The sequence below is a fragment of the Neobacillus niacini genome (assembly GCF_030817595.1).
In the GTDB taxonomy this organism is placed as follows: Bacteria; Bacillota; Bacilli; order Bacillales; family Cytobacillaceae; genus Neobacillus; species Neobacillus niacini_G.
The window spans coordinates 6,675,012-6,689,155 of record NZ_JAUSZN010000001.1 but is presented as its reverse complement, the minus strand read 5'-3'; the positions used below and the strand labels follow the sequence as shown (position 1 = coordinate 6,689,155).

The following is a 14,144-nucleotide window of genomic DNA, read 5'->3' as shown; positions in this document are numbered from 1 at the left end:
ATAAAAAAGGGAGTGGAGTAAATCCATTCCCTTCCTGGCTAGGCGCCAATTTGTCATTAAAATTTAGTGAATTTTAGTTTGAAAACACCTTTATATGGAACATGTTCTACGGTTATCGTTATGTTTTTACCATCTTTGTCTTTACCCACTCTTTTATAGGTAAATTTCTTTTCATTCAGCTCTGTTAGTTCAAGAACTGCACCGTACTTCATTCCTAATGAAACATGTGCTCTTAATTTATTCCCGTGAACTACATCGTAATACCCATAATCACCACGGCTGGTACCTGTTTTCGCATCAAAAAATTCATATTTATTTGTCTTAAAATCATATTTCGCAAGCCCTAGAAAATTTGTGTTATAGGCTGACACATCATTGCCGTTTTCATCTAATGCCACAGTCCCTTGCCAAAGGGTATCAGATAGAATTTTATCTCCATCCTTATCTGTAACAATTTCTCCCGTTTTTGTTACCAAGTTCTTATCTGGATCCGTAAAAGATAGATTTGTTTCTTTATATGGAATATGATCAACAAATACCTCTACTTCCTTACCATTCGCATCTTTTCCCATTCTCTTATAAGTAAATATGTCTTTATTGAGTTTTGTTATTTCAACAACAGCTTGGTAACCCATTGATTCAGATATTAATACTCTAATCTTTCCATCATTGGTGATAAAGAACGTTCCTTTGTCACCGCGACTCTTTTTTGTGGTTTTATCAAAAAATTCATATCTCGCGGTTTCATCATCATATTTTGCAAGACCAATAAAGTTTGCATTCTCTTTTGTTAAGTCATTTTTTTCCTTATCATATACTTTTGTACCTTGCCAATTTGTGCTACTTAAAATATTAGCGAATTCCTGTCCTTTGGTTTCCTTATTTTGTTCACTTCCCTTTTTTTCAGTTTGTTCTTGCTTCTGGTCATTTGTTTGCGCTTGTGTGATTGTGCTGCATCCTGAAATAACTAAAGTTAACCCAAGAAGAATAGATGGTAACATTTTTGCTTTTTTGTTCATTTTGTTGTGTCCTCATTTCTTTATTTTGGTGTCAATTACACGTTTTGTTCATGAATTAAGTCTTTAAACAACCTAGTTATTTTGTCCCTGCTTTTAACAATATATTTTCAATCTCTTTAAAACCTTTCTTTTGTGCATGCTGTAAAGGGGTTACATTATTATGATCGGCAATATTCACATCTGCCCCATGATCGATCAACAATTGCACTGTTTGCTGCTGTTTTTCATCACCATTATTCAAAATAATAGCTTCTAATAAAGCTGTCCAGCCGAGATCATTTATATGATTTATATCCATATCAGTATTGGTAAGAAGTTCTTTAATAACATCTACATATCCATGTTCTGAGGCAGGGATTAAAGCAGTTCCTCCATACCGGTTCGTTATAGATGGGTCGGCACCAGCTTTAATCGTAAGTTTTAGGATTTCAATATACCCTTCAGCACCAGCATACAGGAAGGGGTTATTTTCTAATTCATCCTGGATATTGACATCTGCTCCCGCGTCAATAAGTATTTTTGCAGTCTCTATATCATTGTTGTAAGTCGAAATCATAGTGGCAGTTCGCCCCTGTGAGTCCTGCGTATTAATATCGACACCTTCCTCTATCAATCTTCTTACAGTTTCCGAATCTTTATCTTTTGCTGCATGAAACAGTTTTTCAATCATATTTATATCTACTTTTTTATCATCCTTCTGTTTAGTTGGATTTCCATCGTTATCTGAGACACATCCCTGAAGAATGAATATACTTCCAATGACTATTGCTAAGCGCCTCCACATGAAATTCACCACCTTCGTACTTATTTTTTACCTCCCCCTAATAAATTTGAACTTACATTTATGTTAATACTTAAATTTAAACTCCCTCGAAAAAATTTCTTAAAAAAAGATAAACTTTTTCAAAAAGTTTCTTCATTTTTATAAAAAAATATCCGCCACCTATGTGACGGACTGTGCTATCTAATATTTAGTTTAAACATTGAATCGATACCCTGCACCCCAAACCGTTTCCAGGTATTTCGGATGTGCAGGATCTTTTTCAATTTTCCCGCGTATTTTTCTGATATGAACGGTTACAGTTGAAACATCTGCTGCCATTTCATACCCCCAAATATGTTCATATAGCTGTTCTTTGTTCAATACTTGATTCGGGTGATTCACAAGAAATACCAACAAATCAAATTCCTTTGTTGTGAACGATGTATCCTCTCCGTTTATATAAACTTTACGAGCTGACCTATCAATCGTAATCTCTTTAACCTTAATCATATTTGATTTAGTTTGACTTCCAGCTAATCGTTCATATCGCTCTATATGTGCCTTCACCCTAGCTACCAACTCACTTGGACTAAAAGGCTTGGTAATATAATCATCTGCTCCTAAACCGAGACCTCGAATTTTATCGATATCTTCTTTCTTTGCGGAAACAAACAGAATCGGAATATTTTTAACCTGACGTACTTGTTTGCATATATCAAACCCATTTACTCCTGGGAGCATGATGTCTAAAATAATCAAATCATAATCATTTTCAAGTGCCATTTGGAGTCCTGAATCACCAGAATGTTCAACATCTACAAGAAACTGATTAATTTCTAAATAATCTCTTTGTAATTCTGCGATACTTACTTCATCTTCGACCAATAATATCTTTTTCATCTTTACACACCTTTCTTTAAAGAAAAGAAAACACTTGTACCTTTGCCTTTCTCGCTCGTTGCCCAAATCTCCCCTTCGTGCTCTTCAATGATGTGTTTGGCAATGGCTAGTCCTAATCCACTTCCACCAGTCCGGGAATTCCTAGACTTTTCTGCCCGGTAAAAGCGATTAAAAATATATGGCAACGCAGAAGATTCTATTCCATAGCCATTATCAGTTACCTCTACGACTACATCAAATGGTCCTTCATGCAAAGTTATAGAAATATATTTTTCATCTTTATTCATATACTTAACACAATTGTTTACAAGGTTTACTAAAACACGCTTTAACTTCTCTCGGTCCGCACTCACGTATATAAGTTTATTTAAAACATGATGGTTAATCTGTATCCCTTTTTGATTTAAATCTAGATGAATTTTTTCTACATAATCTCGTAAATATTCAACTAGTTCGATCTCTTCAAAAGTGAATGACTCTTTCTTTAAATCTAATTTTGAAAATAAAAACAGTTCATCGATCAATGAATCCATATCCTTGGCTTTTACATGAATGGTTGTTAAATACTTCTCCATTTTCTCACGGGTGTTTGCGACACCGTCTTTAATCCCCTCCACATAGCCAATAATGGAAGTAATGGGTGTCTTCAGATCATGTGAAATATTTGAAAGAAGTTCTTTTCGATTTTCCTCGTATTGTAGCTGGAGGGTTATCGACTCCTTTAGTTTATTTCTCATTTCTTCAAAGGTTTTATTTAATTGTCCGATTTCATCATTTGAAGTCGTTTTGATTTCAAAATTTAAATCTCCGGATTTAATCCGTTCTGCACCTTCTCTTAGAACGGAGATCGGCTTGATGATGCTTCTTGACACTAAATAGTTCAATAATCCAATAATCATGATAAACAGTAGCAACAAAAGAACTAATAAAATAGGAAACAGCTCTTGAATCAATTGGGCATTTGAGCTTACCTTCCTCAATACAAAAATACTGCCTTTACTTTTATCAAAAAAATAAAAATCAAACTTCACATACGTGAAAAAGAAGTCATTGATTTTAAAGGAGTCCCTCGTATTAATATTCGATTCTTCAAACTTAGGAAGTGACGTAACCAATGCCTGTTTATCTAATGTGGAAGTCGCGTATTCAATGTTGTTATCTTTTCTAACGACAATTTTGATATCTTGATGTTCAATCTTCTTCAGTTGTTCTTTATTTAATAGCTGCTCAGAGTTATTCTTAGCCAATAGCTTCAAATCAAGAAATACGCTTTCCTCTACAGCAGTCAAAGGTTTTTGAAGATAGGATTTTTTGTAAAAGTTCTCTATAGAATTTACATCGCCTGTTATTGTAAAAATAAGTAAATAACCAGCGGCTAAGAATAAAGTAATAGAAAACACGATTACTCCCACGTAGGACAACAGAAATCTCATTTTAATGGACAAATAATCACCTCCGATTCATCCCACGCTAATCTTTATAAAAACTTAAGAAAACAATATCATACAATTCTTAAAATTTTCGAAAATAAAAATGAAAAAAACTAAAACATCAACCAAAAACAACTTAAATCACGACGCCTTAGAATTACGAATTGTTGTTGACGTCTACCTTTACCTGAAACGGGACTATCCTCTCCCCCAAGTATTCGCTTTTATAGTAACAGAAAAAAGCATACCAATTCTATTTTGAATTGGTATGCTAATTTATATGCTACTATATGTTTCTCAAGAAAAACGGAACTACTTAACTTTAGTACACGTCCTCACACAGTATTTATGCTGTTGTATAAACTTCTTTTTTATTTGATTCATGACGAATCGTTGCCTGAGCAGCCGCTAATCTTGCTAATGGCACACGGTATGGCGAACAGCTTACATAATCCAGTCCAGTTTTATAGCAGAAATCAATCGATGTTTTTTCTCCGCCATGCTCCCCACAAATTCCTGTTTTCAATGCAGGCTTTGTTCCACGGCCAAGTTTAACGCCCATTTCTACTAATCTGCCAACACCATCTTGATCGAGAACTGCAAATGGATTTTCAGGCAGTACCTTATTTTCAATATAGTTCTGAAGGAACTTGCCTTCGGCATCGTCACGGCTATATCCGAATGTTGTTTGTGTTAAATCGTTAGTACCAAATGAGAAGAAATCTGCTTCCTCAGCAATTTGATCAGCGGTTAGTGCTGCGCGTGGAATTTCAATCATTGTTCCAATCGTATATTCAAATTGCTTCCCTGTTTCTTCCTGCACCTTTACAGCCGCATTGATTACAAGCTGGCGCATTTCTTTCAACTCATTGACATGACCAACAAGTGGAATCATGATTTCTGGCTGAACTTCCATGCCTTTATCTGCAAGTTTAGCCGCGGCATAGAATATCGCCTTTGCCTGCATTTCATAAATCTCAGGATAAACCATTCCGAGACGGCATCCGCGATGTCCGAGCATTGGGTTGAATTCATCTAATTGACGGACCTTTTTCAATAGTAACTCTTTCTTTTTGAGTTCAGGTGAAGCAGGATCGAGAATTTGCAGCTTCGTTACTTCGACTAACAATTCTTCCTTATCAGGTAAAAACTCATGTAATGGTGGGTCTAATAGACGAATCGTTACTGGGAATCCTTGCATGGCTTCAAATATCCCTTCAAAATCGCCTTGTTGCATTGGGAGCAGTTCATCAAGAGCTTCCATTCGCTCTTTGTAGCTCTCAGCTAAGATCATTTTTTGAACGATTGGAATCCGTTTTAAATCCATAAACATATGTTCCGTACGGCATAATCCAATTCCACCTGCACCGAATTCAAAAGCTTTCCCGGCATCCTCTGGATTATCGGCATTGGCACGAACTCCAATCTTCCTTTCTTGGTCAGCCCATGCAAGTAAAAGCTGGAATTCATCAGAAAGCTGTGGTTCAATCATCGGAATTTCTCCAAGCATGATTTCTCCTGTTGAACCATCAATGGTGATGACATCTCCATAGTTGATCACTTTCTCGTCAACCGTAAATTGTTTTGCTTTAACATCAATTTTCAGTGCGTCACATCCGCAAATACACGCTTTCCCCATCCCGCGTGCAACCACTGCAGCATGACTTGTCATACCGCCTCGGCTCGTAACGATTGCCTGCGCTGCAACAATACCGTGAATATCATCAGGAGTTGTTTCCGGACGGACTAGAATGACTTTTTTACCTGCATTTCCGAGTTCCTCTGCTTCGTCTGCATCAAACACGACCTGACCAGTTGCTGCACCAGGGGATGCCGGAAGACCTTTTGCTAATAACGTCCGTTCATATTTATCATCAATACGACGGTGAAGAAGCTGATTTAATTGATCTGGGTCAACACGAAGCAATGCCGTTTTTTTATCAATGATTCCTTCTTCCACCATTTCAACCGCAATCCGAATCGCAGCTTGAGCTGTCCGCTTACCATGACGGGTTTGAAGAATAAACAATTGACCACGTTCTACTGTGAATTCAATGTCCTGCATTTCTTTGTAATGCTGTTCAAGACGTTTACATGTGTCAGCAAATTGCTTGTAAACGGCTGGCATTTCATCCTTTAAAGTTTGAATTGGCTGTGGTGTACGAATTCCTGCTACCACATCTTCACCCTGCGCATTAATTAAGTACTCTCCGTATAGGACATGCTCTCCTGTTGAAGGATTTCGAGTAAAAGCTACACCTGTACCTGAATCATTACCCATGTTTCCGAACACCATACTTTGAATATTTACAGCGGTTCCAAGGTGATCAGGAATTTTATTTAAGCGGCGGTAGACTATGGCACGCTGATTATTCCAAGAATCAAACACCGCATTAATGGCAAGAAATAGCTGTTCCTTTGGATCCTGTGGAAATTCTTTTCTAGTATGCTTTTTAACAATTCCCTTGTAGCCCTCAATGACTTCTTTCCAGTCTTCAGCAGTCATTTCCGGGTCAGCACTATAGCCTTTATGCTCGCGTGTTTCTTCTAATAATTGTTCAAAATAAAACGTATTGATATCGAGGACAACATTACTGAACATTTGGATGAATCGACGGTAAGAGTCATAGGCAAAACGAGGATTATTCGTTAGTTTCCCCATACCGATGACCGTTTCATCATTCATACCTAAGTTCAAGACCGTATCCATCATCCCTGGCATTGAAAATACAGAACCTGAGCGGACTGAAACAAGCAGTGGATTTTCAGCATCACCTAGCTTTTTCCCCATTTTCTCTTCTAAGCTGTTTAAAGCTCCTAATACTTGACTCTCAACAAGCGATGGGATTGTTTTTCCTGCTTCATAATAAGCATTGCATGCTTGAGTCGAAATGGTAAAACCATAAGGTACTGGTAAGCCGATACGTGTCATTTCGGCTAAGTTTGCCCCTTTGCCTCCTAGCGTTTCCTTCATATTTCCATTTCCTTCATGAAACAAGTAAACGAATTTTTCCATCATCATAAGCTCCTCTCTTTTTTCAACACATCTAATATTAATCCAGCTGTTTCTTCTATTGCTTTATTTGAAACATTGATTATTGGACAGCCTACTCGCTTCATAATTTTTTCAGCATAATCCAGTTCATCAAGAATTCTTTCGAAGCTCGCGTAACTTGCTTTTGAACCTAACCCCAATGCTTTTAACCTTTCGAGGCGGATTTCATTTAATTTATCGGGAGAAATAATTAATCCAATACAATTCTTTCTCGGTATCGCAAACAATTCCTCTGGCGCTGGTACCTCTGGAACCAAGGGAACATTCGCAACTTTAAAGCGTTTATGAGCTAGATACATCGATAATGGTGTCTTCGATGTCCTTGACACACCGATTAAAACAATATCGGCCTTAAGAATTCCCCGCGGATCACGGCCATCATCATACTTAACCGCAAATTCGATTGCTTCTATTTTTCTAAAATACTCTTCATCTAGTTTTCTCATTAATCCCGGTTGATGATGAGGAGTCTTATTAAAACTAGTGGTGAAGGCATTAATCAAGGGACTAAGCAAATCCACTGCCATAATGTTTTCTTCCGCCGCCCTGCGATCCAAATATTCCTTCAATGCTGGTACTACAATCGTATAGGCAATGATTGATTTTCTTGTTCTGGCTAGAATAAGGACATCCTCAATGTCTTCAAAATCATCAACATAGGAATTTCGTCGAATCTCGACATTTCCTCCGTTAAATTGTGTTGCTACCGCTTTTACTACAAACTCTGCTGTTTCCCCAACCGAGTCCGAAACCACATAGACTACTTCCTTCTCTCCCAAAATCACTGCCACTCCCCTTTATACCGAATTTTGCTCCATTATTTCTAGATATGCTCGTGTAATGGTTGTTTTCGTAATCCGACCGACAAGTAAATATGTATGGTTCCCCGGATTGATTTCTTTGACTACAGGTAAGGAGTCAATGTGATTGGTGATCATCTTTTTTGCAGCCTCTAACAAGGTTTCTTCAAGTGTAACTGTTATAATGTTAGGCATTCTTGTCATGATGACGCTGCAGGGTAATTCTTGCAAGTCTTTATTTCCAATAGCTGTTCTTAGTAAATCTTTTCTTGAAATAACCCCGGCTAAATAGCCGTCACTGTCAACAGCATAAAGCGTCCCAACATCTTCTAGAAACAGTTGAACAATTGCATCATATACTGAAGTGGATTTTTCTACGACTATCGGGTGGGCTTTATAATCCGCAACTTTTCTGAGAATGAATTGTTCCGCTTGTTGCTTTACCTCATGGTTATGGTTGAAAAAATAACCTACGCGAGGTCTTGCGTCCAAATTCCCTGCCATCGTTAAGATCGCTAAATCTGGTCTTAAGGCTGCTCTTGTTAAGGAAAGCTTCTCTGCGATTTGCTGCCCCGTAATAGGACCGCTTTCCTTAACAATCTTAAGAATTTCATCTTGGCGTTTCGTTAGTTTAATCACATTGACCCCCTTTTCAATATAATCATGTTATTTTTTATGCAAAAATTTTAAATGTGCTATACTTATTAATATATAGTATATTACATTTATACAATATAGGGAACAATTAGTTCAACATATTTTTCACAAATTATTTAACTCTCCAAAAAAAAGAATCCTACATTGATAGGATTCTTGCTATTTTTGACAGTTAGGACAGAAAAAAGTTTTGCGAGAAGAAATCATTTCTTTTATGATTGTGCTTCCACACCTTTTGCAAATTTCTCCTTCTCTGTCATACACCAAACAAAGGTTATTATACCCACCTGTTAGGTTATCTCCTTTGAAAAGAGGATTTTCCATGTAGCCTCCATGCTTAAGCGCATCTTGGAGTATATGCTTCATTGATTGGTAAAGTTGATTTCGTTCATTCTCCTCTATGTCTTCAATACTCCGTTTGGTTTTGATTCCAGCGTGATAACAGATTTCATCAGAGTAGCAGTTTCCAATACCTGCAATAAAATCCTGATCAAGGAGTTTTGTTTTGATTTTCCCCCGTCTGTCACCAAGCAGCTTCAAAAATGCTTGTGCCGTGAATTGTGGATCCAATGGCTCTGGACCGAGCGAGGATAATTCTTTTTGAACATCCTGTTCACTATATAAATATAAATAACCCAGCCTGAGCCCAATAAAATAAAGGTGATGATTTCCAAAGGACATACGAACCTGAACCGTCCGGTTAGGTTTGTCCTCTTCTGTACCAAAATACATCCAGCCGCCAAGCATTAAATGGAGCAATAAAACTTGTCCGTTATCTAAATGAAATAATAAATGCTTCCCTCTACGACCGACTGTGACGACCTTCTGATTTGTAACGGTACTAATGAAGAGAGTTGGGTTCACATTAACCGATTTCTCTCGATTGATTTGTACTTGGGTAATGGTTTGTCCCGCTATTTTTTGATTTAACAATCTTCGGTAATTTTCCATCTCTGGCAGTTCAGGCATGAATCCACTTCCTCTCTACTGCTTTTTCATATCTTTTCCTCGAAAACGCAAAAAAACCGAACTTTTTAAAGTTCGGTTTATGTATCAATATTCATTGAGTGGGCCTAAATGGACTCGAACCATCGACCTCACGCTTATCAGGCGTGCGCTCTAACCAGCTGAGCTATAGGCCCATTTAGTAGAATTGGAGCGGGTGATGAGAATCGAACTCACAACATCAGCTTGGAAGGCTGAGGTTTTACCACTAAACTACACCCGCATTTATACGCCCTAGCAATAGTACATGAAATATTATAGCATCCTACTGCTAAGTTGTAAACTACTTTTTATCACTTTGGAGATGTTTAAGCTTCTGCAATAATTCCATTGAATCCCCTGCCGCAATAAATTCGCCATTAACAATCGCATAAGGAGAGTTTTTGCATTCCTCACATCGACTTTGGCACATATACTCTTTATAATCGATATTTTTTTTACTCAGGAAGGTACTATATTCACTTTGTAAGTCCTCCGTTAGAAAACGATCGAGGTTCTTTTCACAAAAATCGATCGTTAATTTCTTTTCTTTTGCAAAAAGTTTTGTAATAAAATTCATTTGTTGAACATCTCCACTGCCTGTCATCTTTTAGTAAGTATATCAATTTTAGCTAAAAAATTCTCCCCATAAACATGATAAAGAGCAACCATTTTTTGTAACGGTTGCTCTTTATTAATAATTTCTATCTATGAAGTTTTTATCTTTTGGAATGTTTTTTATCAATTTTCGCCTCAATTCTCTCCATTGCTTTGAGATCACTTTTTAATTCCTGTTTGTTTTCATCGACTAATTTCTTAAAGCTTATCATGCTACGTTTCCTCATTTGTTTCTCCACCTTTCTTATGTTTTCATTATACATAATGTAGAAAGGGTAAAATCAACATAAATATTACAATTTTTTGAACTTTTTTATATTGTCGGAAAATTAAATAAAATAAATAAAGATAACCCTGAATGGATTATCCTCATTTTGATTAGTCAACAACTACGACTCCAACGACAGAGTCTAGTTCCACACGCTGAATTTCACTTGGTTTACTCTCAATACGCAAATGGCGTTTAATGGGATCGATGTAATGGACATTACCTGTAATCTCTTGTAAAAAACCATCATGCCAAATGGTTAGCTTTACCGGTAAGTGAAATTCCATCGCATAGCAAATTTGCTGGTTAAACTCCTCTCTCTGATATTCGTCAAGTGTTGGTTTTTCCTGCCGTTCTTGATCTTTATACATGGCACGAGTCATAGCGAACCCTTCAGGCATAAAAGACGCAGGCCGCCATTTTAATTTGCCTCTATCGCGTATTGCCATATGAGTCATCTCCTTCACCACTATTATAAACGAACAAATGTTCTGTATGTATATAAAAAAAATACGTACTTCCTTAAAGGAAACACGCACCTAATGATAAATATCTAACATATACAAGTCTTTCGCTTTAAACCTACTCTATTTTTCACTTCTATTTTCTTTATGTAATCTGTTGCAAGAGGAACTTTACAAGCGGTGTTGCCTACGTTTACTTGCACCTTGCCAATATATTCTGCCACCTGTTTTGCTTTCTCACTTAGTTCCGTTACATAGGCGCCGACAGAAATAACAAAACCATTCATCACATATCTGACACGATTTTGTTCAGAATGGATGTTATTTTTTACATGGTCTAACAAAGAATGAATTTCAGTTATTTCCAACTTTTCATCAGGGGTGATGGATAAATAATTGGAATAAGTGCTCCAGCCGCAAACCGCGATCATTTCTTCCTCACATTTCATCCACTCTCTGGCCAATTCCATTGCATAATCACTTTCGGCAGCTACTTGTGCCACCGTATATTCCGTGGCCATATACCAGTAAGCTTTCTGAGCCCAATCCTGTAAGGTCTCTTTTGAAATTAGTTTTGGATTTACCGAAAGACCTGCCAAATACATGGCATCATGATTGCCAGATTTATATAGTTTTAAGGCTAATTCATGATCCTTCTTCACATATTTAACTAGTTTCTTCAAATCCCCAATTTTCACACCAAAAAAAGGCTCTTTTACGCCGTGATTATTATAAATTTGCTTCGTTTGCTCGGAACCTAATTCTTCAAGTCTTTGCATTATTTCTTCATATGTCACGCCATTCATCCTCTCACAAAAAAACGATTATTTTATGCTGCAGCAATAAATCCTTAATACTATTCGCCGCTTGATATTCAGAGTCCTTTTTTTACCAAACATTCCCTATAACATTGTGTATTTTATAGCACTATCTTATACTAAATAATGGTAGGTTTGTCTGAATTTTAAATTAATAATAAAAAGGTGGTAGTTTTATGAAGTTAGGTGCATTTTCTGTCAGTTTAAATGTAAAAGACATTCATGTATCAAAAGAGTTTTATGAAAACCTAGGATTTCAAGCCTTTGGTGGTGACATTTCTCAAAATTGGCTGATTATGAAGAATGAAAATTGTATCATTGGACTATTCCAAGGTATGTTTGAAAAAAACATCCTCACTTTTAATCCAGGTTGGAATGAGAATGCAGGAAATCTCGAATCCTTTACCGATGTACGGGACATTCAAAAACAGCTAAAAGAAAAAGGAATAACCATGCTCTCTGAAGCAGATGAAACCACTGAAGGACCAGCTCATTTAATCATTGAAGATCCAGATGGCAATCAAATTCTCTTAGACCAACACAGATGAAAAACGAATAAAAGCGATTGCTAGATTCTGCAATCGCCCTAGTTAACTTTCATTTAGTTTTACGTTTAATTTAGAGTTTATCTTCCTTATCATCATATAAATCCACAAAAACAATACCATTAGAATCAATCTGTGCTAAAAAGACATCTTCAAAATCATTTGCCCCTTTTTTCTTTATCTCACTTAAAAGCCAATCTTTTGTATAGCCTAAAGATCCTAAGCGTTTTTCTAAAAGTGTTCCATCTATAATAATTAAGGACGGGGCATGGTCCGCTTTCATTTTTAGACCAATGTCTTTTGGCGTTAGCGACTGGTACTCTGGTTTCTTCATTACACTGATCTGCCCATTTGTTTCCAAAATGGCCATTTCAACCTCATCAATCATAAAAGCGTCTTTTTCCCTTAAACCATTCATGAGGTCATCGTAGGTCATCTTATGTTTAAATAGACTTTTCTCCATGATTTTGCCATCTTTAATGAGAATAGACGGACTACTCTCTACTAAGTCTCTAAACTTAAACGATTTGATTGCACCGTATGCGAGAATGACGGATAAAAGCGTATAAACCACTAATCCTATTAAGCCATTCACGAACTTCATGGAAGTGTCTATGGCTATTTGTGAAGCCATGTCTCCAATGACAATCCCAACGACATAATCAAAAAAAGTTAGATGTGAAATCTGCTTTTTTCCAAGAATTCTTGCAAGAGTAAATAATACTAAAAAAGAAAGGATAGCCCGACCAGCCACTTCTACATATTCCGGCATAGCAACCTCCAGATATTTGATTCCATCCTATCTTTCCCGGTTCTAAAGGAAATATCTTGTTTGAATAAAAAATAGACAAAAAGACCTAATTCTAATCTTAATACTTCAAAGAACAACAATATGGGAAGAAATCCCAGTAGCAAGCAGTGGTTATAGGAAAGGAGTAGCTAGAATGTATTCTGCTACTCCTTTTGCTCAACTAAAGTACCAATATGGAATTATTACTGAAAGGTGAAACCTGCATTCTTATTCCAATTAAACGGCTGCCCCATTAGTTGAAAAACAACGCTTATGTATTTGAGTTTTTATAGTAATCAAGAAAAAAAGGCACCTTATTTAATGTATCTGAGGCTTATAATCCACTATGTCTCCCTCGTCATATGCTTCTTGAAATAATGGTGGCGTCTTCGCTTGAGACTGATTTTGTGATGGAGGGCGAATACCATTTTGAGCTAAGATATCCAAAATTTTTTGAATATCTTCTTTGGTTGCAGGTGCTTTGTTTGGCTTTAGGGTAGTCGATATTTTACCATTGGACTCTAATACCGCCAATTCTACATCTTCGACATTGCCTATGTTTTTTAGGCGAAGTGAACTTTGTAGCTCATCTGTCGTTAGTCTGGCTTTTTTTAGCTCTTCTAATTTCATTTGCCCATCATTAATTAGTACGGATGGTACTCCATTAATAAACTTTCTTGATTTTGGTATCCATATTTGTATTTTTGCAAGTAATACAATTCCTATAATAAGCAAAGTCCCAGCATATATAGCTTCCCATTCATTTCTTAATGCTAAAGGTTGGATTAGTACAGCACCTATCGAAATCCTCAACACTGCTTCCGAAACGGTCGTTTCTGCAAGTGATCTCTTTCCAGCGATACGCAAAAGCATAATTGCAGCCAAAAAAATTAACAATGCCTTAAATATATAAGGTAAGGTAGGTAGATTGTCCAAAAAATCCATCATTTCTCTCATTCCTTCAAATTTTTTGTTATTATTTGTTCAATCCATACCAAATATGTAGATGGTTTTGGAAACAAGGTAATAACAA

15 protein-coding genes and 2 tRNA genes are annotated in these 14,144 nt (G+C 36.7%); 1 reads left to right on the top strand and 16 read right to left on the bottom strand.

The features are described from left to right. Window positions 1-56: 56 nt before the first annotated feature. The 14 genes from QFZ31_RS32255 to QFZ31_RS32190 all read right to left on the bottom strand — a co-directional run bounded on the left by QFZ31_RS32255 (window position 57) and on the right by QFZ31_RS32190 (window position 11,755). Entirely contained in the window at window positions 57-1,019 is a 963-nt protein-coding gene (locus QFZ31_RS32255; protein ID WP_307311224.1) for a DUF4822 domain-containing protein, read from the bottom strand. A gap of 76 nt (window positions 1,020-1,095) precedes the next feature. Next, entirely contained in the window at window positions 1,096-1,803 is a 708-nt protein-coding gene (locus QFZ31_RS32250; RefSeq protein ID WP_307311222.1) for an ankyrin repeat domain-containing protein, read from the bottom strand. Window positions 1,804-1,995: 192 nt separating this feature from the next. Then, entirely contained in the window at window positions 1,996-2,682 is a 687-nt protein-coding gene (locus QFZ31_RS32245) for a response regulator transcription factor (protein WP_307311219.1), read from the bottom strand. A 2-nt stretch (window positions 2,683-2,684) separates the two neighbouring features. Beyond that, a complete protein-coding gene (locus QFZ31_RS32240; protein ID WP_307311217.1) occupies window positions 2,685-4,127 on the bottom strand; it encodes a sensor histidine kinase in 1,443 nt (480 codons plus the stop codon). Between the two features lie 331 nt (window positions 4,128-4,458). Then, complete coding sequence (ppdK, locus tag QFZ31_RS32235) at window positions 4,459-7,128, bottom strand: pyruvate, phosphate dikinase (protein WP_307311214.1); 2,670 nt, start codon at window positions 7,126-7,128, stop codon at window positions 4,459-4,461. 2 nt (window positions 7,129-7,130) lie between these two features. Beyond that, entirely contained in the window at window positions 7,131-7,946 is an 816-nt protein-coding gene (locus QFZ31_RS32230; protein WP_307311896.1) for a pyruvate, water dikinase regulatory protein, read from the bottom strand. An 18-nt stretch (window positions 7,947-7,964) separates the two neighbouring features. Continuing rightward, the gene (locus QFZ31_RS32225; protein WP_307311211.1) at window positions 7,965-8,606 is read right to left on the bottom strand and encodes a helix-turn-helix transcriptional regulator; all 642 of its coding nucleotides are present in this window, start codon (window positions 8,604-8,606) and stop codon (window positions 7,965-7,967) included. 177 nt (window positions 8,607-8,783) lie between these two features. Then, window positions 8,784-9,593 carry a bifunctional DNA-formamidopyrimidine glycosylase/DNA-(apurinic or apyrimidinic site) lyase gene (gene mutM / locus QFZ31_RS32220; RefSeq protein WP_307311208.1) on the bottom strand — a complete coding sequence of 270 codons (810 nt, stop codon included), beginning with the start codon at window positions 9,591-9,593 and terminating at the stop codon, window positions 8,784-8,786. A 99-nt stretch (window positions 9,594-9,692) separates the two neighbouring features. After that, window positions 9,693-9,766, bottom strand: a tRNA-Ile gene (locus QFZ31_RS32215). 12 nt (window positions 9,767-9,778) lie between these two features. Continuing rightward, window positions 9,779-9,852, bottom strand: a tRNA-Gly gene (locus QFZ31_RS32210). Window positions 9,853-9,912: 60 nt separating this feature from the next. Next, window positions 9,913-10,188 (bottom strand): DUF1450 domain-containing protein, encoded by a 276-nt coding sequence (locus QFZ31_RS32205; protein ID WP_307311205.1) that lies wholly within the window; start codon window positions 10,186-10,188, stop codon window positions 9,913-9,915. Window positions 10,189-10,327: 139 nt separating this feature from the next. Further along, window positions 10,328-10,453, bottom strand: a complete 126-nt coding sequence (locus QFZ31_RS32200) for an FbpB family small basic protein (protein WP_307311203.1) — start codon at window positions 10,451-10,453, stop codon at window positions 10,328-10,330. Window positions 10,454-10,604: 151 nt separating this feature from the next. Continuing rightward, window positions 10,605-10,943, bottom strand: coding sequence for a YolD-like family protein (locus tag QFZ31_RS32195; RefSeq protein WP_307311199.1), 339 nt, complete (start codon window positions 10,941-10,943; stop codon window positions 10,605-10,607). Between the two features lie 104 nt (window positions 10,944-11,047). Beyond that, window positions 11,048-11,755: a DNA alkylation repair protein gene (locus QFZ31_RS32190; RefSeq protein ID WP_307311197.1), complete on the bottom strand. Its 708-nt coding sequence runs from the start codon at window positions 11,753-11,755 to the stop codon at window positions 11,048-11,050. A 197-nt stretch (window positions 11,756-11,952) separates the two neighbouring features. Between QFZ31_RS32190 and QFZ31_RS32185 the strand changes: the two genes are divergently transcribed. Then, on the top strand, window positions 11,953-12,324 hold the full coding sequence (locus QFZ31_RS32185; RefSeq protein ID WP_307311195.1) for a VOC family protein: 372 nt from the start codon (window positions 11,953-11,955) through the stop codon (window positions 12,322-12,324). A gap of 70 nt (window positions 12,325-12,394) precedes the next feature. Here QFZ31_RS32185 and QFZ31_RS32180 read toward each other — a convergent pair whose 3' ends face one another. Continuing rightward, the gene (locus QFZ31_RS32180) at window positions 12,395-13,093 is read right to left on the bottom strand and encodes a YetF domain-containing protein (RefSeq protein ID WP_307311192.1); all 699 of its coding nucleotides are present in this window, start codon (window positions 13,091-13,093) and stop codon (window positions 12,395-12,397) included. Window positions 13,094-13,429: 336 nt separating this feature from the next. Next, window positions 13,430-14,068, bottom strand: a complete 639-nt coding sequence (locus tag QFZ31_RS32175) for a DUF421 domain-containing protein (RefSeq protein ID WP_307311191.1) — start codon at window positions 14,066-14,068, stop codon at window positions 13,430-13,432. Between the last annotated feature and the right edge of the window lie 76 nt (window positions 14,069-14,144).

Excerpts from the sequence above, each read along its gene's own strand:
- QFZ31_RS32255 (WP_307311224.1), bottom strand. The coding sequence starts at position 1,019 with ATGAACAAAAAAGCAAAAATGTTACCATCTATTCTTCTTGGGTTAACT.
- QFZ31_RS32250 (WP_307311222.1), bottom strand. The coding sequence starts at position 1,803 with ATGTGGAGGCGCTTAGCAATAGTCATTGGAAGTATATTCATTCTTCAG.
- QFZ31_RS32245 (WP_307311219.1), bottom strand. The coding sequence starts at position 2,682 with ATGAAAAAGATATTATTGGTCGAAGATGAAGTAAGTATCGCAGAATTA.
- ppdK (WP_307311214.1), bottom strand. The coding sequence starts at position 7,128 with ATGGAAAAATTCGTTTACTTGTTTCATGAAGGAAATGGAAATATGAAG.
- mutM (WP_307311208.1), bottom strand. The coding sequence starts at position 9,593 with ATGCCTGAACTGCCAGAGATGGAAAATTACCGAAGATTGTTAAATCAA.
- QFZ31_RS32205 (WP_307311205.1), bottom strand. The coding sequence starts at position 10,188 with ATGAATTTTATTACAAAACTTTTTGCAAAAGAAAAGAAATTAACGATC.
- QFZ31_RS32200 (WP_307311203.1), bottom strand. The coding sequence starts at position 10,453 with ATGAGGAAACGTAGCATGATAAGCTTTAAGAAATTAGTCGATGAAAAC.
- QFZ31_RS32195 (WP_307311199.1), bottom strand. The coding sequence starts at position 10,943 with ATGGCAATACGCGATAGAGGCAAATTAAAATGGCGGCCTGCGTCTTTT.
- QFZ31_RS32185 (WP_307311195.1), top strand. The coding sequence starts at position 11,953 with ATGAAGTTAGGTGCATTTTCTGTCAGTTTAAATGTAAAAGACATTCAT.
- QFZ31_RS32180 (WP_307311192.1), bottom strand. The coding sequence starts at position 13,093 with ATGCCGGAATATGTAGAAGTGGCTGGTCGGGCTATCCTTTCTTTTTTA.
- QFZ31_RS32175 (WP_307311191.1), bottom strand. The coding sequence starts at position 14,068 with ATGAGAGAAATGATGGATTTTTTGGACAATCTACCTACCTTACCTTAT.